Consider the following 19,495-nt stretch of genomic DNA (forward strand, 5'->3'; position numbering starts at 1 on the left):
GCGGGCTACACCATCGAGGCCACCCATGCTGCTCGCACAAATCAGCGATCTGCACATCAAGGAACCGGGCGCGCTCGCCTATCGGCGCGTCGACACGGCTGCGCGGTTGACGCGCACCGTCGCGCGCCTGAACGCGCTCACGCCGCGCCCCGACGCGGTGATCGTGACCGGCGATCTGGTCGATCGCGGCCACGCCGACGAATATCGCCACCTCAAGGCGCTGCTGGCGCCGCTGGAGATGCCCTGCTGGCTGCTGATCGGCAATCACGACGGCCGCGAGGGATTGCGCGAAGTGTTCCCCGAGCGCGCCGAACTTCAAGCAGGCGGCGAATTCGTCCAGTACATCGCCGATCTCGGGCCGCTGCGCGTGATCGCGCTCGATTCGATGTCGCCGGGACAAAGCGGCGGCACGCTCTGCGAAGCGCGCCTGGCCTGGCTCGCGCAGCAACTCGACGCGGCGCGCGGGCGGCCCGTGATCGTCGCGCTGCATCATCCGCCCTTTGATTGCGGCATCGGCCATATGGACGCAATCCGGCTGAACGACCGCGCCGCGCGCGCGCTCGAAGCGCTCGTCGCCCAGCATCCGAACGTCGAGCGCGTGCTGTGCGGCCACGTGCACCGACCGATCTTCGTGCGCTTTGGCGGCACCATCGCGAGTGCGGTGCCCGCTCCGGCGCACCAGGTGACGCTCGATCTTTCGCCCGATGCGCCCTCCACCTTCACGCTGGAGCCGCCCGCGTTCGCCCTCCATCACTACGACGCGGCGCGTGGCATCGTGACCCATCACTGCTATGTCGATGACGCCGACGGTCCGTACCCGTTCCACGAGCCGTCGGGTGAACTGATCGCCTGACCATGACGGCCACGCGCGTTGCGTGGCCGTCGTCAGCACGATCTCGCGTGCTCCGGTATGATCGGCACGCCCGGCGCGGCCTTGTGTGCGATCCGGGCCGTTTTCCGCCCCCGGCGGGCCTCGCCCGCACTCGTGCCCTCGTGCCCATGTCCACCACACCCGATTCCGCATCCGCTGGCGAGAGCCAGTCGCTGCGCGGCCTGCTGCTTCTGCTCGCGACCATCGCGGGCATCTCGGTCGCGAACATTTACTACAACCAGCCGCTGCTCGACGATTTCCGCAAGACCTTCCCGTCTGGCGCGGCGTGGATCGGCGCAGTGCCCGCCTCGACCCAGCTCGGCTACGCCGCGGGCATGCTGCTGCTCGCACCGCTGGGCGACCGCTTCGACCGCCGCCGCATCATCCTCATGCAGATCGGCCTGCTGTGCATCGCGCTGCTCGCCGCCACTTTCGCGCCCTCGCTGCCCGTGCTGATCGGCGCGAGTCTGGCGATCGGCATTCTGTCAACCATCGCCCAGCAAGCCGTGCCGTTCTCGGCCGAACTCGCGCCGCCCGAAGGGCGCGGCCATGCGGTCGGCACCGTAATGAGCGGGCTGCTGCTCGGCATTCTGCTCGCGCGCACGGCGGCGGGCTTCGTCGGCCAGTACTTTGGCTGGCGTGCGGTGTTCGGCGCGTCCATCGTCGCGCTGCTCGCGCTCGCGGTGGTCATCGTCAAGAAACTGCCGAAGAGCCGGCCGACCTCGACGCTCGGCTACGGCAAGCTGATCGGCTCGATGTGGCATCTGGTAGTGGAATTGCGCGGCCTGCGCGAAGCGTCGGCAACCGGCGCGTGCCTGTTCGCGGCGTTCAGCCTGTTCTGGCCGGTGCTCACGCTGCTGCTCGCGGGCGAACCGTTCCATCTCGGGCCGCAGGTTGCGGGGCTGTTCGGCATTGTCGGCGCGGCGGGTGCGCTTGCCGCGCCGTGGGCAGGACGTTCCGCCGACAAGCGTGGGCCGCGCGCCGTCATCACCTTGTCGATTGCGCTGATCGCGCTGGCGTTCGTGATCTTCGCGTTCTCGGGCAAAAGCCTGATCGGGCTCGTGATCGGCGTGGTGGTGCTGGACGTGGGCGTTCAGGCCGCGCAGATCTCTAACCAGTCGCGTATTTATGCGCTGCGCCCGGAAGCGCGCAGCCGCGTGAATACGGTGTTCATGGTGTGCTACTTCATCGGCGGCGCGACCGGATCGGCCGTGGGCGCGGCCACATGGCACGCGTTCGGCTGGATCGGCGTGTGTGTGGCCGGACTGTGCTTCAGTGCGCTCGCGGCATGGATTCACTTCGCCACGCGCGAGCGGCTGGATGCGAGCGCGCAGGCGCTCTAGGCTGCGCGACCCGCTGGGCCGTAGCGATTAACGGCCTGAATCGAGCAGATCGGTCATATCGTCGGCGTGCTCTTCCTCCACGGCGAGGATCTCTTCAAAGATGCGTCGCGTGGTCGTATCGGTATCGCCGAGATACTGAATGATCGCGCGATAGCTCTCGATCGCAATCCGTTCGGCGATCAGGTTTTCGCGGATCATGTCGTGCAGATCCTTGCCCTCCTTGTACTCCGAATGCGAGCGTTCGCTCAGGTGCGCGGGCGCGAAATCCGGCTCGCCGCCCAGTTGCACGATGCGCGCGGCAAGCATGTCCGCGTGCTGTTGCTCCTCGTTGGCGTGCTCGAGAAATTCGGCGGCCACGGCCTCCGATTCGATCCCCTTCGCCATGAAATAGTGCCGCTTGTAGCGCAGCACGCACACCAGCTCGGTGGCGAGCGAATCGTTGAGCAGCTTCAGCACGGCCTCCCGGTCGGCGTTGTAGCTCGGCGTAACGGAACCCTGATCCAGATGGCGGCGCGCTTCTTCGCGCACGCGCTTCAGGTCGAACTCAAACGCAGCGTGTGACTTGGACATCTGACTCTCCTTCGGACTGTGGGGATGAGAATGGCAGAACGCGCCCGCGGCTATCCGCGCAGCACGCCTAGCAGCAAGGTGACGACGAACACCACGAGGAAGAGATAGAACAGGATTTTTGCGATTTCCGCCGCCCCTGCGGCGATCCCGGTAAAGCCGAACACAGCGGCAATGAGGGCGATCACAAAAAATACGATTGCGTAATGAAGCATGGCGTCATTCCTCCTTGTGGGCGGTGCGCAGACGACGTGATCGAACGTGCCCGCGCTTTCGTATGCGCCATGCCTTGAGCAAAGGGTGGTCCTGAGATGTTTTTCGGCGGGTGGCCGGAGGTCAGGCACGCCACGTGCTGTAGCAGGGTTTCCCTCTTATACGTGGAGAATTCCCTATGAAACGCCTGATTGCCTTGCTTCTCGTTGCCGCGTCGGCGGCGGGTCTGGCCGCTTGCAACACTGTTGCGGGCGCCGGTCAGGATATGTCCGCGGGCGGTCACGCCATCACGAACTCGGCTGAGCAAGCGAAATAAGCTGTTTGGTTGACGTGGTTTTGCGCATCCGGCGTCGGCCGCCTTTGTGATTTGCAGGGCGGACGGCGTCGGAGTGCGTTAAACAGGATGTGAAATCGCTTTAGCGAATGGCGAATGACGCGCGGAAAATAACTCAGCGTTCCAAAGGATTTGCTCTAGTTACGACGCACGCTTTCTGTCGTCGAAAACAAAAGACAGGCCGACACTGCCCAAAATCAGCACGGTCGCGATGACCGTCGCCTGCGTGATCGGCTCGCCCAGTGTGAGCGCGCCTAGCGCCACCGCCACGACCGGATTCACATACATGCAGCTACTCGCCACGAGCGGGCTGGTGTTACGAATCAGATAGCCGTAGGCCACATACGCGGCCATCGTGCCAATCAACATCAGATACGCGAATGCCACGAACGGCAGAAAATGCATCGTGCCCATGCGCTCGCCGGTGATCCACGCCACCATCGTCGATATCGCCCCGCCCAGCCCGATCTGCAGCGCGGTCGCGATAAAGAGATCCGCCGGCAGTTCGAGCCGCCCGGCCAGGTGTGCGCCGATCGCCCAGAACAACGCGCCGCCCAGGATCGCTAGACAGCCGCCCGCGGTGCCGCTCGCCCCGCCGCCATGGCTCAGAATCGCAATGCCGATCAGACCAAGCCCAACCGCTGCCCATTCGCCCTTTGCGATGCGCCGCCCGGCGGCCGCCGCGATCAGCGTGGCGAACAGCGGCACGGTCGCCACCATCACCGCAGCCGTGCCGGTTCCAACCGTGCGCATGCCATAGGCGAGCATGCCGCTCGACAGCCCGACGAGCATCGTGCCGACCACACCGGCATTGCGCACCTGCGTGAGCGTCGGCATCACGGGCCGCCGCCGCATCGCGAACACGAACAGGCCGATGCCCGCGAGCAGGTTGCGCAGCCCGGAGAGCAGCAACGGCGGAAACGACTCCAGCGCCACATGCACGCCGAGATAGGTCGATCCCCACACGAAGTAGACGACCGCCAGCGATAGCGCGACGCGCCCGCTTCGCGACTGCGGCAGTCGCACGCCGCGCACGAGCTGCCAGGATCGCGAGCCGAGTGCGCCAAGTGAGCGCAGCAGGCCAAGCAGATAGGGGCTGAGCGAAGAACGGGGCGGAGTCGTCATTGCGCCACCTGAAAGTTGTGGCAGCAGAAGGAGAACGGGAAGGCAAACCGCGAACGCCCCGCCAGACAGGGGACGGGACGGATGAAGCGCGACGGCATGATGGAGGCGGTCAGAGAAGGAAACGCAAGAGTAAGCGCACCAGAGCAACGCACGAGACGCCAGCGCATGAATTTGCAAGCGGTTCGCAAGCTGCCCGAAATACCCGAAGCGGGCGCCACGCATTATGCAACAAGGCGATTCGTTACGGACGCCGCGAGCGTGCTTTATGCGTGGGCGCGCTGCGTGCGCGCAACGGTCGCTAAAACGCGGATGCGCGCGTGTCGCGTCAAGACAAAATCCTGACGCTTTGTCTCATGCCGATCTGTCCTGCCGAGGGCTTATTGAGACCGTGTTAGGATGGCACATTCTTTCGAATTCATTACTTCATCGTGCTTCCGCTGCTCGTGCCCGCTGCCTCCCTTGCCCCGCGCTTCGCGCGCGGGGCGATGGCGCGCGCGTGCACGCCGCGACGCCTCGCCGGCCAGCCGAACCCGCTCGCCTTAGCCCGGCGTCCGCACTGAAACGCCCTCCTGTTCCGGAGCCGTTCAGTCGGGCTCCGGGCCGATCCCCTCCCCTTTTTTAAGGCCTTCGCAGGCCTTGTTTATCTGGATCGCAAGGAGAATCCCATGCCGAAAAAAATTCGCTACCTGACCGAGCTCGACCTCGCTCGCCTCGAAAAATGCGCCGCCGAACCGGGCGCGGCGCCCGCGCGCCAACTGATGCTCGACGAACTGCTCGAACGCGCCGAAATCGTCGATGGGCGCAAAGTCGCCGCCAACGTCGTGACCATGAATTCGCAGGTCACGCTCATGAGCGAGCGCACCGGGGAACCCGTGACCTGGACGGTCGTTTATCCCGCCAACGCGAGCGTCGATGAAGGCCGCCTGAACGTTTTTTCGCCCGCGGGCCTGGCGCTGCTCGGTGCGAAACGTGGCGACAAAGTGCGCTTTACGCCGCCCAGTGGCGAAATCGAAACGCTCAAAATCGATCGCATCCTGTTTCAGCCCGAAGCCGCCGACGACTTCGCGCTCTGACGCCCGCCGAGGCGAATCTCGCCTCGCAGCCACGCCCCTCGCACAACTTTTTCCCGAAAATTTTTCGACATTTTTCGCCGTAAAAGCGCGCGGGCTCCTATATGGGTCGCGCGCGCGACCGGCGCTTTTTCCTGCCACATCCGCCGCGCAAAGGCACTTGCCAGAGTGTCGCAGCGCGGTGTATCGTTTGGCCTGCTTACGCGGGGGTCCTGCGTCATGCGCCGCTTTGAACTCTTCACACGAATGTTCAGGCAGCGTATTTCGCGGGTGAGAAATACCCTTTGAACCTGATCTGGATAATGCCAGCGCAGGGAAGCGTCCGGACTTCGCTGCATTGCCCAGCATCACCCGCAGCACTCCTCATTGCGAGGTCCGTCCACGTTCCGTCTCGTCTCCTGCGAAGCCGTTGTTCCCACTTTGCATTGCCTGGAGAGAGACGCATGAACGCCAATCCCAAGTTCATTTCCGCCAACGCGCACGTCGACGAAGCCGCGATCGCGCCGCTGCCCAATTCCCGCAAGATCTACGTCACCGGCTCGCAGCCCGACATCCGCGTACCGATGCGCGAGATCACGCAGGCAGACACGCCCACGGGCTTTGGCGGCGAAAAGAATCCGCCGATCTACGTCTACGACACCTCGGGTCCGTACACCGATCCTGAAGCGAAGATCGACATCCGCGCCGGCCTGCCCGCCGTGCGCCAGGCGTGGATCGAAAAGCGCGACGACACCGAAGCGTTGCCGGGCCTCTCCTCGGACTACGGCCGCGAGCGCGCCGCCGATCCGGCCACGGCCGAACTGCGTTTCCCCGGCCTGCATCGCACGCCGCGCCGCGCGAAGAGTGGCAAGAACGTCACGCAGATGCACTACGCGCGTCAGGGCATCATCACGCCCGAGATGGAGTACATCGCGATCCGCGAAAACCAGCGCCGCGCCGAATACCTCGACAGCCTGAAAAACAGCGGCCCGAACGGCGCGAAGCTCGCCGCCATGATGGGCCGCCAGCATCCGGGCCAGGCGTTTGGCGCCGCCGCTTTTGGCAAGGACGCGCTCAAGGAAATCACGCCTGAATTCGTGCGCGAGGAAATCGCCCGCGGCCGCGCCATCATCCCCGCGAACATCAACCACCCGGAAAGCGAGCCGATGATCATCGGCCGCAACTTCCTCGTGAAGATCAACGCGAACATCGGCAATTCGGCGGTCACTTCGTCGATCGGCGAGGAAGTCGACAAGATGACGTGGGCGATCCGCTGGGGCGGCGACACGGTCATGGATCTGTCGACCGGCAAGCACATCCACGAAACGCGCGAGTGGATCATCCGCAATTCGCCGGTGCCGATCGGCACGGTGCCGATTTACCAGGCGCTCGAAAAGGTCAACGGCAAGGCGGAAGACCTCACCTGGGAAATTTTCCGCGACACGCTGATCGAGCAGGCCGAACAAGGCGTCGATTACTTCACGATCCATGCGGGCGTGCGTCTGCAATACGTGCCGCTGACCGCCAACCGCATGACGGGCATCGTCTCGCGCGGCGGCTCGATCATGGCCAAGTGGTGCCTCGCGCATCACAAGGAGTCCTTCATTTACGAGCATTTCGAAGATATCTGCGAAATCATGAAGGAATACGACGTGAGCTTTTCGCTCGGCGACGGCCTGCGCCCCGGCTCGATTTACGACGCCAACGACGAAGCGCAGCTCGGCGAACTGAAGACGCTGGGCGAGCTGACGCAGATCGCGTGGAAGCACGACGTGCAGGTGATGATCGAAGGCCCCGGCCACGTGCCGATGCAGCTCATCAAGGAAAACATGGACCTGCAGCTGGAATGGTGCGACGAAGCGCCGTTCTACACGCTCGGGCCGCTGACGACCGATATCGCGCCGGGCTACGATCACATCACCTCGGGTATCGGCGCGGCGATGATCGGCTGGTTCGGCACCGCGATGCTCTGCTACGTCACGCCGAAGGAGCATCTGGGCCTGCCTAACAAGGACGACGTGAAGGAAGGCATCATCACGTACAAGCTCGCGGCGCACGCGGCCGATCTGGCCAAGGGTCATCCGGGCGCGCAGGTGCGTGATAACGCCTTGTCGAAGGCGCGTTTCGAGTTCCGCTGGGAAGACCAGTTCAACATCGGTCTCGACCCGGACAAGGCGCGCGAGTTCCACGACGAAACGCTGCCCAAGGATTCGGCGAAAGTGGCGCACTTCTGCTCGATGTGCGGCCCGCACTTCTGCTCGATGAAGATCACGCAGGACGTGCGCGAGTTCGCAGCGAAGCAAGGCGTGAGCGACGACGAAGCCCTGAAGAAAGGCATGGAAGTGAAGGCCGTCGAGTTCATCAAGCAAGGCGCGGAAATTTATCAACGTCAGTAAGCGGCACTGAGAGCAGCGCGGCTGTTTCGCTGCGCTGCACGATGCCATCGCATCCGTGCGGCGCAGCGACAGACTGCGATATCGCAGCACAAATCCGCCGAAACATTTTCTAACGACTCCCACAACTCGCTGACAAGCGCACACACCCGGATACGGAACGGGTGGCTAGCATAGGTGTACTGGAGGTGCGGACCGGGCCTGATTTATGCGTCTTGTTCTGCACTGCATACCTTTCTAGCTGGAGTCGAAAATGAAATCGCTCGCTCATGCCCGTACCCTGCTTACCGTGACTGCGCTGGTTGCCGTGCTCGGCAGCCTGTCGGCTTGCGACAACATGTCCCGACGCGATCGCGACACCGCCATCGGCGCGGGTGTCGGCGGCGCAGCCGGTGCCGTGATCGGCGGCAGCGCGCTCTCGACCGTCGGCGGCGCAGCCGTTGGCGGCATCATCGGCAATCAGGTTGGCAAGTAAAAACGCTCGCTGCTCCGCGTAACGTTTTGCAACGCGCCGCTCTGCTCAACTGATGCCATTCTTGTCGAGAGAAAGCCGCTAACCGGAACAAGCAGTAACAAGCCGAAAGCGCACGAAACAGCAGGCAAACCGGCGTTCGCGCCGGCGTCAGAGAGGAAACGAAAAAACGCGGCGCATGCTCTTGCGAGAGCATGCGCCGCGTTTTCATGTGGGCGTACCATGGCGAAACCGGCGTGGCGTGATAGCCTGAATAGTCCGCCTGGAGTTGCCATGAAATCCCCGTTCCCCATCGATGCACTGCGCCGTCCGTTTCGTTGGGCGGCATCGGCAGGTGCAGCCGGCGCGCTGCTCGCGCTTGGCGGCTGCTATTACTACACCCCTTACGGTTATTCGCCGTACCCGCCGTACTATTACGCGACTGTGCCCGCTACCACTACGCAACAGGAAAGCGCAGTAGCCGTTGCAGGTTCAACAACGACGACCTATACGAACCCGCCAAGCCAGCGTCCGAACCCCGCGCCCGCCGCCGTCGCCGACGCGCAGTACCCCGGGCCGCTTTACCCCTCGCCGCCTGTTGCTGTCGCGGTGCCGGCCTACCCCGCTTATTACGGCTGGCCCGGTTACTACGCGTATCCGGCAACCTATCCCGCGTACTACGGCTATTCGGGCTGGGGCTGGGGTGCGCCAGCCGTCTCGCTTAGCGTCGGTTTCTGGGGCGGCGGGTACTGGGGACGGGGAGGCTATTGGGGCCACGGCGGCTACTGGGGTCACGGCTACGGCGGCTATGGTGGCTATGGTGGCCACTGGCACCGATAGTTCTTCCTGACGCCGTTGCGCCCGCACGACCGTACTTTCCCTGCTTGACGCTTGCGCACCATTTTCTATGCTGCAAGTGGGCATCGGGGATTGAAACACTGCCTTACTGAATAAGCCCTCCTCTGCGCGTTGTGTCCTGGCCTGTGTGCCGACCAGCGCGCTGCCTGCTTTAACGCTCGTTTTAACGCTCGTATTAACGCTCGTTTCACCGCCTGCATCGCCGCGCCCTGCCCGGCCCGCCACGCGCGTCTGCGCCTTGCGCCCGCGCACACAAGCGCGCCGATACGAACCAGCAGAAAGGAGACGCCATGTTCCATCAGCTGTTAACCCCTATCGGCAATTCGCTGCTTCTGTCTTTTCTCGTCGCTGTCCTGCCGATCGTCGTGGTGCTTCTCATGTTGGGCTGGGCGCGCCGGCCCGCGTGGCAGGCGTCGCTCGCGGGGCTGGTCGTAGGCCTGATAGTCGCGATCGCGGGCTGGCAGTTTCCGGTCAATCTGGCGATCAGCGCGGTGCTCAACGGCGTGGTCTTCGCGCTCTGGCCGGTGATGTGGATCGTCGTCACGGCCATCCTGCTCTACAACATCGCGCTGCGTTCGGGCCGCTTCGCGGCGTTCCGCATGTGGCTGCTCGACAATCTGCCTAACGACCGGCGCATCGTGCTGGTCGTCGTGGGCTTTTCATTCGGCGCGCTGTTCGAAGGCATCTCCGGCTTCGGTACGCCGATCGCCATCACGAGTTCGCTGCTCATCATGCTGGGCTTTCCGACACTCGAAGCGCTCACCTTCACGCTGATCTTCAACACCGCGCCGGTGGCATTCGGCGCGCTGGGCGTGCCGATCACCGTGCTCGGCGCGGTCACCCATCTGCCCGCCGACGTCCTCGGCCAGATGGTCGGCCGCCAGTTGCCGTTCTTCGCCCTGCTGCTGCCGTTCTACGTGATCGCGATCTATGCGGGCGTGGGCGGCATGCTGCGCATCTGGCCAGTGCTGCTGGTGTCAGGCGGCAGCTTCGCGCTCACGCAGTTCGTCACCGCGAACTTCGTCAACTACAGCCTCACCGACGTGCTGTCCTCTCTCGTTTCGCTGATCCTCACGATCCTCTTTCTGCGCGTCTGGAAGCCCGCGCCCGATGCGCGCTTCGAGATCCACGTCGATCGCGCGAAGGAAGTGCGCGGAAGCGTGACGGGCGCGCAGGGCTGGTATCCGTGGATCATCGTCGCGGCGGTCGTGATCATCTGGACCGTCGCCAAGGTGTTCGCCATCGGCGACATCAAGGTGCCGTGGCCCGGCTTGAACAAGGCCGTATTCATCACGCTCTACAAGGCGCCCTATGGTGCGGTGTGGGACTTCCAGCCGCTCGCAACCGGCACGGCGATTCTGGTCGCGGCCATCATCACGGCCTTCGTCGTGCGTCTGAAGGCCGCCGATTTCGGCGGCGCGGTCGTCGATACGTGGGTGCAGACGCGCATCGCCATCCTGACCGTGGCGACCATCGTCGGGCTCGCGTTTCTCATGAACTATTCGGGACTGACCTACACGCTGGGGCTGGGCGTGGCCTCGGTGGGCGCATTGTTCCCGCTGGTGTCGGCGTTCCTCGGCTGGGTTGCCGTGTTCCTCTCCGGCAGCGATACCTCGGGCAACGCACTGTTCGGCAATCTGCAGGTCGTGGCCGCGCAGCAACTCAACCTGAACCCCGTGCTGATGGCGGCCACCAACTCGTCGGGCGGCGTGATGGGCAAAATGATTTCGCCGCAGAACATCGCGACGGGCGTGGCGACCACCGAACTCAAAGGCCAGGAGGGCCACGTCTTCGCGCGCACCTTTAAGCATTCGATCCTGATGACGGTGCTGCTCGGTATTCTGGTGTGGCTGCAGCAGAACGTGCTGACGTGGATGATTCCGCCACACTGAGCGCCCACTTTGTAGCGCCATAAAGAAAAAACCCGCCGGCTAGCGCCAGGCGGGTTTTTTACTGGGGGTATCGCTCGTCGGAGAACTTAGTGCAGTTCTTCGACCACGAGGCCCATGATTTCGCGTGCGGGACGCGAGGAATCGATCTGGCCGCTGTCGTCCACCACCGCAACGCGGGTCTGGTTTTCGGTGACGGCGCGCACGTTGACCTTGTACTGCTTCGCGACCTTTTCCTTGCGACCGTGGAAGATCTGGTTCCAGAAGCCCTGCTCAGCCGAGGTCATGTCCTGCGGATCGACGTAGCGCACGTAGTAAATGCCCTTCGAGCGATCGCGGTCGTCCACCGTGAAGTTGGCACGGTCGAGCGCGAGGCCCACTCGCAGCCATGCGCGGTCATACGGCTCGCCCAGCGTCAGTTCGGTCGAGGTGTACTGACCCGATGCCCCGCCAGCCGCCGCACCCTTGGACGAACCCGTCGCCGCAGCGCTCTGGCCCACAGCTGCCGCGTTCTGCGCCGCGATAGCCGCCGCTGCCGCATCCGGCTTCGACGAAGTAGCGCTGGCGCCCTTCGCGCTGGCGTCGGCCTTGGCGTCGGCTTGCGCCGCCACCTGTGCGTCAGGCACGCCCGGCTTGGCGCGCGCGAGCGTCACCATCAGGCGCTTGAGGTATTCCTGTTCGAGCGCCGGATCGTTGGGCTTGGGCACCCACTTGCTGGTTTCGTTGTTGGTGCCCGAGAGCTGTTCGCTCAGGCCCTTCTGGCTGATGAACACGTACGTGCCGCCGGAAGGCGAGGTTTCCAGGCGCGTACGGTACTTGTTGCGCTCCGCCGTCACGTAGGAATTGCCCGTGGCCCACGACAGCGTATTGCGGATCAGGCCGTCGTTGATCTTCGGATGGGTTTCGTTCCAGTCGGTTTCCATCAGGCCCTTGTCGCGCTGATCGACCACCAGCAGGAAGCCTTGCTCCTGCCAGAAGCGACGAACCTGCGCCCAGACGTCGGCGGGCGTGCGGCTGTCGATGACAAGCCAGCTTTCCGTACCGTCACGCTGGATATGCATGCCCGGCACCTGCGGCAGCACTTCGCTGTTTTCGTCGGCGGCCGGCGCGGCAGCCTGCACCTGCTTGAGCGCGGACAGCGAGGTTTCGCCGCCTTGCGGGGGCAGCGAGCGCTGATCGGCGGTTTCGTCGAGCATGTTCGGCGGAACGGCCAGCGAGGACTGTTTCGCCTTTGCGTCGCTACGGTAATCGATCTTGCCCGGCGTCGGCGAACTGCAGCCGGCGACCAGCCCGCCCGCCATCAGGAGCGCAATCGCGCGTGCGGCAAGACGTTGATGAAAATCACTCATGTTCGGGTAATCCCTTCGGCTACGGCCACGGCCAGTGTGTGCGTGGATCAACCAGCCATTTTACCGGCGAGAGGGCGCTGTGTGCAAAAACCGGGGTTAGGTGAAGCGTTTCCGTGTGTTGCCGAGGTAAGGAGCCGGCACACGCGGCGCGCTCGCGAAGCCACGCCAGGCGCGAATGGAAAGCCGCCGCGTAACGTTCATCAACATTCTAAAGACGCTCCAAAAGCGGCTTCCATCGGACAAATCCTATTTCAGATCAATAACTTGGCGAAACACAGGCGGCGTGCGCGAATTTGTTCGAGACGTCATTTCTGTCACGCGTGACTTGCCAAGGCGACCCGGTGCTAATTTTTCCGAAAAATTCGAAATAAAAATTCGAAAAACGTCGCACGGAGAGCGTCATGACAACTAGCAGCCTCAAACAGGCGGGCCGCGCCGCGGCCCTCGCCTGCCTCGCTTCGGCTTTTGCCTCTGCGGCGATGCCCGCCTTTGGGGCGCTCGGCGATATCGGCGCCGCGGTTGCGTCGGCCAAGGGAGTGACAGCGACCACGCCCGTGAATAACGCCAGCAGCGCGGGCGCCGCGCAGTATCTGCTGAGCGGCGGCGCAGTGCGTGTGACGCAGTCCGTCGACGAAGGCGGCACGCGCCTGCGCGAATACGTCGCCACTGCAAACGGCCGGGTCTTTGCGTACACCTGGCAAGGTCCGTCGGCGCCGAATCTCTACACCTTGCTCGGCCGTTACGCCGACGACTACCAGAGCGGCGCGCTCGCGCTCCACGTCGCCGGACGCGACGGCCTGCACGCCGCACGCGTCGACACGCAGAGCGTGATCGTCGAATCCGGCGGCCTGATGGGCAGCTATATCGGCCGGGCGTGGCTGCCCGACGCCCTGCCCGCCGGCATCACCGAAGGAGACCTGCGATGAGCGCGCGCCTTGCGCTGCTCGCGGGCGTACTGGCGTGGACGCTGTCGGCGTGCGGTGGCGGCAGCGGCGGCGGATCGGCATCCGGCGCGGCGACGCCCGCCAGCACCCCGGCTGCCAGCGCGCCTTCGGCATCCGGCGCTAGCAACGGCAGCGGATCGACCAGTTCCGCGCCATCGTCGACGACCGCGACCACCGGCACCGTGGCCCAGTCCACCACGCCGAATGTGCTGCCGGTCACGGTCGCTTCGACGCCCACATCGACCCGCAATATGCTGGTGGCGAGCGTCACGGTCTGCGTGCCCGGCACGAGCACCTGCGCGACCGTCGACAACGTGCAGGTCGACACCGGTTCGCAGGGCTTGCGCCTGCTGGCCTCGGCGTTGCCCGCGGGGTTCGCGCTGCCGGCCGTCGCGGCGGGCGGCGGCAGCGACCCGGCCGGCTCGTGCGCCGCCTTCGGCTCTGGCTACACATGGGGCGCGGTGCGCAGCGCGGACGTCAAACTCGCGGGCGAAGTCGCCGCTGCCCTGCCGATCCAGCTGATCGCCGACCCATCGGTGCCGACCACGCCGAGCGCCTGCAAGAGCTTTGGCCTCGCCATGCTGAACGGCACAGCGCTACGCTCGAACGGCATTCTCGGCGTGGGACCGTTCAGCGCCGATTGCGGCGCGGCCTGCGTGAACGGCCCGAACAGTTCGTGGTACTACGCGTGCCCATCGGGCAACTGCACGCCCAGCACCCAGCCGCTCGCGCAGCAGATCAGCAATCCGGTGGCGGCGTTTGCCACCGATAACAACGGCGTCGTGATCGACCTGCCCGCCATCGGCAGCACGGGCGAGAGCAACGTGAGCGGCTCGCTGATCTTCGGCATCGGCTCGCAGGCCAACAATGGGCTGGGCAGCGCGACCGTGCTGCGCGGCAATTCGGTGACGGGTTTTGTGTCGACCACCACCTCGGACGGCACGGTCTATTCGCAGAGCTATATCGACAGCGGCTCGAACGGCTTTTTCTTCGCCAATTCGACGCTCACGCGCTGCGGCGTGTGGTTCTGTCCGGGTTCCCCGCAAAGTCTCGGGGCGACGCTCAAGGGCGTGGATGGGGTCTCGGCGAGCACGTCCTTGTCGGTGGCGAACGCAACGTCGCTCTTTGCCACCGGCAACTGGGCGTTCAACGATCTCGCGGGCTATAACGGCAGCGCGTTCGGCTGGGGGCTGCCATTCTTTTTCGGACGGCGCGTGTACACCGCGATCCAGGCGCAGACGACGCCCGCGGGCGCGGGGCCGTACTACGCGTTCTGAGCGGATTTACTCGGCTTGAGCGTCCGAGGCGGGCGTGGTTTTCGCCAACGCCGCGGGCGCGAGCCAGTGGAAAGACGTCAGCGCGCCGGTGCGATCGTAGGTACATTCGGCCGCAGTTTGCGGCGGCGGCGCCTTATGCAGGCCGAGCCTGGCGGCGAGGATCGCGATCGGCGTGGTGGGCTTGGGCTCGTTCGCCTGCGGCGCGGAAGCCGCCGTTGTCACGCTAACGGCAGATGCGGCCGATGCACCCGATGCACCCGCGGCAAACGTGGCGTGCTGCTTCGCGCCCGCGCTGGATGCCGGCGATGCCGGTGAAGCCGCCGTCGCAGCCGATGCGGACGACGCCGCAGCGACGCCGGAAGCCGGCGCGCTCTCGACCGGCACCATGCCGCGTTCGAGTTGCCCTTCGATCACGACGCGCTGGCCGCGATACGCCACCGCCGTATGCGTCACCGAAAGATCGCCCAGCGAAGCATGGGCGAGCCGTGCGCGCATCTCCTGTTCGCAGGCGCTGGGGTTCTGGTACTGCGCAACGCAGCCCGCGAGCAGGGTGACGCCGGCCGCGAGGCCGACAAGACAGGCATTCCGTTTCTTCATCGCTCTTGTCGCTGTATCTGCTGTAGTCGCGCGTGGCGCGCACTTAGGTTTTCAGGCTGCGGCAATTGTAGCTTACGGGCCGGCTCAGCCCGGTTCCCGCTGGATTGCCGGGCAGCCCGGCGCGCGCGCCTGCTATCATCGCCGCTGTATATCCGTACAGTGCCGCGCGTGCTCCCCGACTCCCCCGATCCGTTCTATTACCTGGCGAATTTCGAGCGCGCGCTCGGCTGGCTCGACGCGCGCTGCGCCGACCTGTTCGACGCCGCCGAGCAACGCTTCGCGCGCGGCTTCGGCGCACTGCCGCGCGCCTCCCGGGCGCTGTTCGTGCGGATGCTGATGCGCAAGGGGCCGCAGTTTCGCGCCAGCAAGCTCGACTACGCTGAAATCGGCTGCCCGCGCGCGGCGGCCTCGCCATTGATCGAGGCGGGCTGGCTCGAAGGCGCGCCGGTGCTCGCATTCGACGAACTCGCCGCGCTCGTCACGCGGCCCGAATTGCAGACGCTCGCCACACGACTCGTGGCCGGGGCGCACGAAAGAACAGCGCAATGGGACGCGCTCCATGCGCTCAACCTGCGCACCGCCACGCGCGCGGCGATGTTCGACGCACTGGATGCAGCCGCCCCGTGCGCGCGCGAATGGGAGAAGTGGTTTCCGCACTCGGCGGACACCGTGTTCGACTTCTCCGCCGCAGCGCCCTTGTGCGAACGGTTGCGCCTGATGTTCTTCGGCAACCTGCGGCAGGACTGGAGCGAATTCGTGCTGGCCGATCTGGGCGTCTACCGCTACGAGCCGGTTCCGCTCGACGGTGCTTCACGCGCCTTCCAGCAGCGCGCCGATATCGATGCCTATCTGGCTTTGCGCGATTGCCGCGAAGCCTTCGACCTCGCGCCCGAGGATCAGCATGCCGGGGTCCTTGCCGCCGCGCTCGATGTGCTCGACGCCCTCGCTGCGCACACCCATCCCAACGCCTGGCTGCGCGCGCGTCATGACCGCGTGCGCCACGCGGCAGGCCAGGCGGCCGAACGGCTGGGCGACGCCGCGCTCGCGCTGCGCGCGTATCTGGACAGCGGCCACCCCGAATCGCGCTATCGCCGCGTGCGCGTACTGGAGCAACTGGGTCGGCGGGACGACGCCTGCGCCCTCGCCCTGACGATCGTCGCCGCGCCCATCAACGAAGAAGAAGCCCAGCGCGCCGCGCGCACGCTCGGCCGCCTGACGCGCCAACGGGCGAAGTCGCAATCCGCCGACACCACCGCAACCCACGCGCTGATCGAACTCACGCTGCCCGCAGCCCACGCCCATCTGCGCGTGGAAGAAGCGTCGCGGCTCGCGCTCGCCAGCGCTGAAGCGCCCGTGTTCTACGTCGAAAACACGCTGATAACCGGCCTCTTCGGGCTGTTGTGCTGGCCGGCGCTGTTTGCGCCGCTGCCCGGCGCGTTCTTCCACCCGTTCCAGCGCGGCCCAGCCGATCTGCACGCCGCCGATTTCGTCACGCGTCGCGATGCGCTGTTCGCCGCCTGCCTCGCCGAACTCGACAGCGGCACGTATCGCGCCACCATCGAGCAGCGTTTCGCCGATAAATACGGCACGCAGTCGCCCTTCGTCGCGTGGGGCGCACTCGACGAAACCTTGCTGGCGCTGGCGCTCGACTGCTTTCCCGCCGCGCACCTGCGGCTGTGGTTCGAGCGTCTGCTGCGCGAACCGGCCGCAAACCGCTCGGGCCTGCCCGACCTCGTGCGCTTCTGGCCGCGCGAGCGCCGCTACGAACTGCTCGAAGTGAAAGGCCCCGGCGACCGGTTGCAGGACAACCAGCGCCGCTGGCTCGCCTACTGCGCCGCGCACGGCATGCCAGTGACGGTGTTGCAGGCGCGTTGGGAAACGCTCGAACACGCGCAACTGGCAGCGACGCCATGACGTACACCGTCGCCGTGCGCACGCTCTGCGAGTTCACCGCCAAACGCGGCGACCTCGATCTGCGTTTCACGCCCTCACCCGATGCGAGCGAAGGCCGCGCGGGACACGCCGCCATCGCCGCGCGTCGTCCCGCCGGCTATGAAACGGAAATCGCGCTGAGCGGCACGTTCGGCGCGCTCACGGTCCGCGGTCGCGCCGACGGCTACGATCCCGCCCGTCAGCGCCTGGAGGAATTCAAGACCTATCGCGGCGATCTCGACGCCATGCGCGAAAACCAGCGCGCGCTGCACTGGGCGCAACTGCGCGTCTACGGCGCACTGATGTGCGAGCAGCTTGGCCTCGACGCCCTCGAACTCGCGCTGGTGTACTACGAGATCGCAACGGGCCGCGAAACCGCGCTCGTCGAACACGCCAGCGCCCAGCAACTGCGCGCCGGGTTCGAAGCGCAATGCACGCGCTTCGTCGCCTGGGCCGAACAGGAAAGCGCCCACCGCACGGCGCGCGATGCGGCGCTCGGGGAATTGCGCCTGCCGCACGCGACGTTCCGCCAGGGCCAGCGCGATCTCGCCGAAGCAGTCTGGCGCGCCGCCACCCAGGGCCGCTGCCTGCTGGCGCAAGCGCCCACCGGCATCGGCAAAACCATCGGCACGCTGTTCCCGCAGTTAAAGGCCTGCGCGCGCGGCAGCATCGACAAGGTACTGTTTCTCAGCGCGAAAAGCCCAGGGCGGCAACTCGCGCTCGATGCCCTCGATACGCTCGCCGATGCGCATGCGAAGGACAACGCAGTGCTTCCCTTGCGCGTGCTCGAACTCGTGGCGCGCGACAAGGCCTGCGAGCATCCGGAGCTCGCCTGTCACGGCCAGTCGTGCCCGCTCGCGCGCGGCTTCTACGACCGGCTGCCCGCCGCACGCGCCGCCGCGCTCGCGCGCGTCAATCTCAAGCGCGAGACCTTGCGCGAGGTCGCCAGCGAGCACGCCGTCTGCCCGTACTACCTCGGCCAGGAACTGGCGCGCTGGAGCGACGTGATCGTCGGCGACTACAACTATTATTTCGACGTGAGCGCCATGCTGTTCATGCTCGGCGCACACAATCAATGGCGCATGAGCCTGCTTGTCGACGAGGCGCACAATCTGCCGGAGCGCGCCCGCGCGATGTATTCCGCCGAACTGGTGCAGACGCGCGTGGACGCCGTGCGCCGCGCCGCCAGCGCGCCGGTCAAACGCGCCCTCACGCGTCTCGCCCGCCAATGGAATGCGCAGAACGCGCTGTCGCCCAACGCATGGCGTGCGAGCGACGCGTTGCCCGATGGACTGGTGCCCGCGCTCGGCGACGTGATTGCCGCCATCGGCGATCAACTGGCCGAACCCGCGCTCGTGCGCGACGCCGAACTCGAACGCTTTTATTTCGACGCGCTGCATTTCGTGCGGCTTGCCGAACGCTTTGACGAGCAGTCGATGTTCGACGTCACCCCTATCGCCGGCACCCAGGCGAAACGCACCCGCTCGACGCTGTGCATCCGCAATCTCGTGCCCGCCAACGCCCTGCGCCCGCGCGTAGCTGCCGCGCACAGCGTGACGCTCTTTTCAGCCACGCTCGCGCCCGCCCACTATTACGCCGATATGCTCGGACTGCCCGCCAACACCGTGCAGGTGGAAATCGGCACGCCATTTCGCGCCGAGCAGCTCGACGTGCAGATCGCGCGCGATATCTCGACGCGCTACAAGGATCGCGCGCGCTCGCTCGATACGCTCGTCGAGCGTGTGGCGCGCCAGTACGCGGAGCGGCCCGGCAACTATCTGTGCTTCTTCAGCAGCTACGACTATCTCCAGCAGGCCGCCGATGTATTCGTCGCGCGCCATCCGCACATCGACACCTGGATGCAGTCGCGCACGATGGACGAAGCGCAGCAACAAGGCTTCGTGGCGCGTTTCGTGGAAGGCGGCAGCGGGATCGGCTTTGCGGTGCTTGGCGGCGCGTTTGGCGAAGGCATCGACCTGCCGGGCACGCGCCTGATCGGCACGTTTATCGCGACGCTGGGCATGCCGCAGGTGAATCCCGTCAACGAAGCGATGCGCGAGCGCATGCAAACGCTGTATGGCGCGGGTTTTGACTACACCTATCTGATTCCTGGCCTGCGCAAGGTCGTACAAGCGGCGGGCCGCGTGATACGCAGCGAGGCGGATAACGGCGTGGTGCATCTGCTCGACGACCGTTTCGCGCGGCCTGACGTGCGCGCCTTGCTGCCTACGTGGTGGGACGTTTCGTGAAGCGCGATTTAAAGCACGATTGATACGGATTCCATATCAATCGCGCTCCGTCTA

16 protein-coding genes, 1 pseudogene and 1 riboswitch are annotated in these 19,495 nt (G+C 65.4%); of the genes and pseudogenes, 12 read left to right on the plus strand and 5 right to left on the minus strand.

Annotated elements, in window-relative coordinates:
- Window positions 1-25: 25 nt before the first annotated feature.
- Together F3J17_RS08925 and F3J17_RS08930 are read left to right on the plus strand one after the other, a co-directional pair.
- Window positions 26-853 carry a phosphodiesterase gene (locus F3J17_RS08925; RefSeq protein WP_167056294.1) on the plus strand — a complete coding sequence of 276 codons (828 nt, stop codon included), beginning with the start codon at window positions 26-28 and terminating at the stop codon, window positions 851-853.
- 146 nt (window positions 854-999) lie between these two features.
- Complete coding sequence (locus F3J17_RS08930; RefSeq protein WP_167056298.1) at window positions 1,000-2,214, plus strand: MFS transporter; 1,215 nt, start codon at window positions 1,000-1,002, stop codon at window positions 2,212-2,214.
- Window positions 2,215-2,241: 27 nt separating this feature from the next.
- On the opposite strand, the gene F3J17_RS08935 is transcribed toward F3J17_RS08930, so the two are convergent.
- Both F3J17_RS08935 and F3J17_RS08940 read right to left on the minus strand, forming a co-directional pair.
- A complete protein-coding gene (locus F3J17_RS08935; protein ID WP_167056300.1) occupies window positions 2,242-2,784 on the minus strand; it encodes a ferritin-like domain-containing protein in 543 nt (180 codons plus the stop codon).
- A 50-nt stretch (window positions 2,785-2,834) separates the two neighbouring features.
- Window positions 2,835-2,996, minus strand: coding sequence for a DUF1328 family protein (locus F3J17_RS08940; RefSeq protein ID WP_103704055.1), 162 nt, complete (start codon window positions 2,994-2,996; stop codon window positions 2,835-2,837).
- 176 nt (window positions 2,997-3,172) lie between these two features.
- Between F3J17_RS08940 and F3J17_RS08945 the strand changes: the two genes are divergently transcribed.
- Window positions 3,173-3,310, plus strand: coding sequence for an entericidin A/B family lipoprotein (locus tag F3J17_RS08945; RefSeq protein WP_027815039.1), 138 nt, complete (start codon window positions 3,173-3,175; stop codon window positions 3,308-3,310).
- A 159-nt stretch (window positions 3,311-3,469) separates the two neighbouring features.
- Here the strand turns inward: F3J17_RS08945 and F3J17_RS08950 are convergent, their stop codons facing one another.
- Window positions 3,470-4,453, minus strand: a complete 984-nt coding sequence (locus F3J17_RS08950) for an EamA family transporter (RefSeq protein WP_167056302.1) — start codon at window positions 4,451-4,453, stop codon at window positions 3,470-3,472.
- A gap of 665 nt (window positions 4,454-5,118) precedes the next feature.
- Here F3J17_RS08950 and F3J17_RS08955 point away from each other — a divergent pair.
- The 5 genes from F3J17_RS08955 to F3J17_RS08975 all read left to right on the plus strand — a co-directional run bounded on the left by F3J17_RS08955 (window position 5,119) and on the right by F3J17_RS08975 (window position 11,096).
- The gene (locus tag F3J17_RS08955) at window positions 5,119-5,526 is read left to right on the plus strand and encodes a GreA/GreB family elongation factor (protein WP_167056304.1); all 408 of its coding nucleotides are present in this window, start codon (window positions 5,119-5,121) and stop codon (window positions 5,524-5,526) included.
- A gap of 192 nt (window positions 5,527-5,718) precedes the next feature.
- Window positions 5,719-5,858: riboswitch (TPP riboswitch) on the plus strand.
- Between the two features lie 108 nt (window positions 5,859-5,966).
- The gene (thiC, locus tag F3J17_RS08960; RefSeq protein WP_167056307.1) at window positions 5,967-7,898 is read left to right on the plus strand and encodes a phosphomethylpyrimidine synthase ThiC; all 1,932 of its coding nucleotides are present in this window, start codon (window positions 5,967-5,969) and stop codon (window positions 7,896-7,898) included.
- Between the two features lie 250 nt (window positions 7,899-8,148).
- The gene (locus F3J17_RS08965) at window positions 8,149-8,370 is read left to right on the plus strand and encodes a glycine zipper 2TM domain-containing protein (protein ID WP_167056310.1); all 222 of its coding nucleotides are present in this window, start codon (window positions 8,149-8,151) and stop codon (window positions 8,368-8,370) included.
- A gap of 270 nt (window positions 8,371-8,640) precedes the next feature.
- Window positions 8,641-9,186 (plus strand): hypothetical protein, encoded by a 546-nt coding sequence (locus F3J17_RS08970; RefSeq protein WP_240160868.1) that lies wholly within the window; start codon window positions 8,641-8,643, stop codon window positions 9,184-9,186.
- Between the two features lie 308 nt (window positions 9,187-9,494).
- Complete coding sequence (locus F3J17_RS08975; protein ID WP_167056312.1) at window positions 9,495-11,096, plus strand: L-lactate permease; 1,602 nt, start codon at window positions 9,495-9,497, stop codon at window positions 11,094-11,096.
- A gap of 86 nt (window positions 11,097-11,182) precedes the next feature.
- Here F3J17_RS08975 and bamC read toward each other — a convergent pair whose 3' ends face one another.
- Window positions 11,183-12,442 carry an outer membrane protein assembly factor BamC gene (gene bamC / locus F3J17_RS08980; RefSeq protein ID WP_167056314.1) on the minus strand — a complete coding sequence of 420 codons (1,260 nt, stop codon included), beginning with the start codon at window positions 12,440-12,442 and terminating at the stop codon, window positions 11,183-11,185.
- 401 nt (window positions 12,443-12,843) lie between these two features.
- Here bamC and F3J17_RS08985 point away from each other — a divergent pair, with 401 nt between their 5' ends.
- Both F3J17_RS08985 and F3J17_RS08990 read left to right on the plus strand, forming a co-directional pair.
- A complete protein-coding gene (locus tag F3J17_RS08985) occupies window positions 12,844-13,368 on the plus strand; it encodes a DUF2844 domain-containing protein (protein ID WP_240160869.1) in 525 nt (174 codons plus the stop codon).
- Entirely contained in the window at window positions 13,365-14,663 is a 1,299-nt protein-coding gene (locus F3J17_RS08990; protein ID WP_167056317.1) for a DUF3443 domain-containing protein, read from the plus strand. Before F3J17_RS08985 ends, F3J17_RS08990 begins: the two co-directional genes overlap by 4 nt.
- Before the next feature lie 6 nt (window positions 14,664-14,669).
- Here the strand turns inward: F3J17_RS08990 and F3J17_RS08995 are convergent, their stop codons facing one another.
- Window positions 14,670-15,260: a hypothetical protein gene (locus F3J17_RS08995; RefSeq protein ID WP_240160883.1), complete on the minus strand. Its 591-nt coding sequence runs from the start codon at window positions 15,258-15,260 to the stop codon at window positions 14,670-14,672.
- A 168-nt stretch (window positions 15,261-15,428) separates the two neighbouring features.
- Between F3J17_RS08995 and F3J17_RS09000 the strand changes: the two are divergent.
- Both F3J17_RS09000 and F3J17_RS09005 read left to right on the plus strand, forming a co-directional pair.
- A pseudogene (locus F3J17_RS09000) lies at window positions 15,429-17,173 on the plus strand (VRR-NUC domain-containing protein); the annotation flags it as partial.
- Complete coding sequence (locus F3J17_RS09005) at window positions 17,171-19,441, plus strand: ATP-dependent DNA helicase (protein ID WP_167056325.1); 2,271 nt, start codon at window positions 17,171-17,173, stop codon at window positions 19,439-19,441. The pseudogene F3J17_RS09000 and the gene F3J17_RS09005, both read left to right, overlap by 3 nt.
- Window positions 19,442-19,495: the final 54 nt, after the last annotated feature.

Origin of the sequence: Burkholderia sp. Ax-1719 (assembly GCF_011753055.1) — a bacterium.
GTDB lineage: Bacteria > Pseudomonadota > Gammaproteobacteria > Burkholderiales > Burkholderiaceae > Paraburkholderia.

Coding starts and splice junctions, on each gene's coding strand:
- F3J17_RS08985 (WP_240160869.1), top strand. CDS start 12,844: ATGACAACTAGCAGCCTCAAACAGGCGGGCCGCGCCGCGGCCCTCGCC.
- F3J17_RS08975 (WP_167056312.1), top strand. CDS start 9,495: ATGTTCCATCAGCTGTTAACCCCTATCGGCAATTCGCTGCTTCTGTCT.
- F3J17_RS08945 (WP_027815039.1), top strand. CDS start 3,173: ATGAAACGCCTGATTGCCTTGCTTCTCGTTGCCGCGTCGGCGGCGGGT.
- F3J17_RS08990 (WP_167056317.1), top strand. CDS start 13,365: ATGAGCGCGCGCCTTGCGCTGCTCGCGGGCGTACTGGCGTGGACGCTG.
- thiC (WP_167056307.1), top strand. CDS start 5,967: ATGAACGCCAATCCCAAGTTCATTTCCGCCAACGCGCACGTCGACGAA.
- F3J17_RS08995 (WP_240160883.1), bottom strand. CDS start 15,260: ATGAAGAAACGGAATGCCTGTCTTGTCGGCCTCGCGGCCGGCGTCACC.
- F3J17_RS09005 (WP_167056325.1), top strand. CDS start 17,171: ATGACGTACACCGTCGCCGTGCGCACGCTCTGCGAGTTCACCGCCAAA.
- F3J17_RS08940 (WP_103704055.1), bottom strand. CDS start 2,996: ATGCTTCATTACGCAATCGTATTTTTTGTGATCGCCCTCATTGCCGCT.
- F3J17_RS08955 (WP_167056304.1), top strand. CDS start 5,119: ATGCCGAAAAAAATTCGCTACCTGACCGAGCTCGACCTCGCTCGCCTC.
- F3J17_RS08935 (WP_167056300.1), bottom strand. CDS start 2,784: ATGTCCAAGTCACACGCTGCGTTTGAGTTCGACCTGAAGCGCGTGCGC.
- F3J17_RS08970 (WP_240160868.1), top strand. CDS start 8,641: ATGAAATCCCCGTTCCCCATCGATGCACTGCGCCGTCCGTTTCGTTGG.
- F3J17_RS08950 (WP_167056302.1), bottom strand. CDS start 4,453: ATGACGACTCCGCCCCGTTCTTCGCTCAGCCCCTATCTGCTTGGCCTG.
- F3J17_RS08925 (WP_167056294.1), top strand. CDS start 26: ATGCTGCTCGCACAAATCAGCGATCTGCACATCAAGGAACCGGGCGCG.
- F3J17_RS08965 (WP_167056310.1), top strand. CDS start 8,149: ATGAAATCGCTCGCTCATGCCCGTACCCTGCTTACCGTGACTGCGCTG.
- bamC (WP_167056314.1), bottom strand. CDS start 12,442: ATGAGTGATTTTCATCAACGTCTTGCCGCACGCGCGATTGCGCTCCTG.
- F3J17_RS08930 (WP_167056298.1), top strand. CDS start 1,000: ATGTCCACCACACCCGATTCCGCATCCGCTGGCGAGAGCCAGTCGCTG.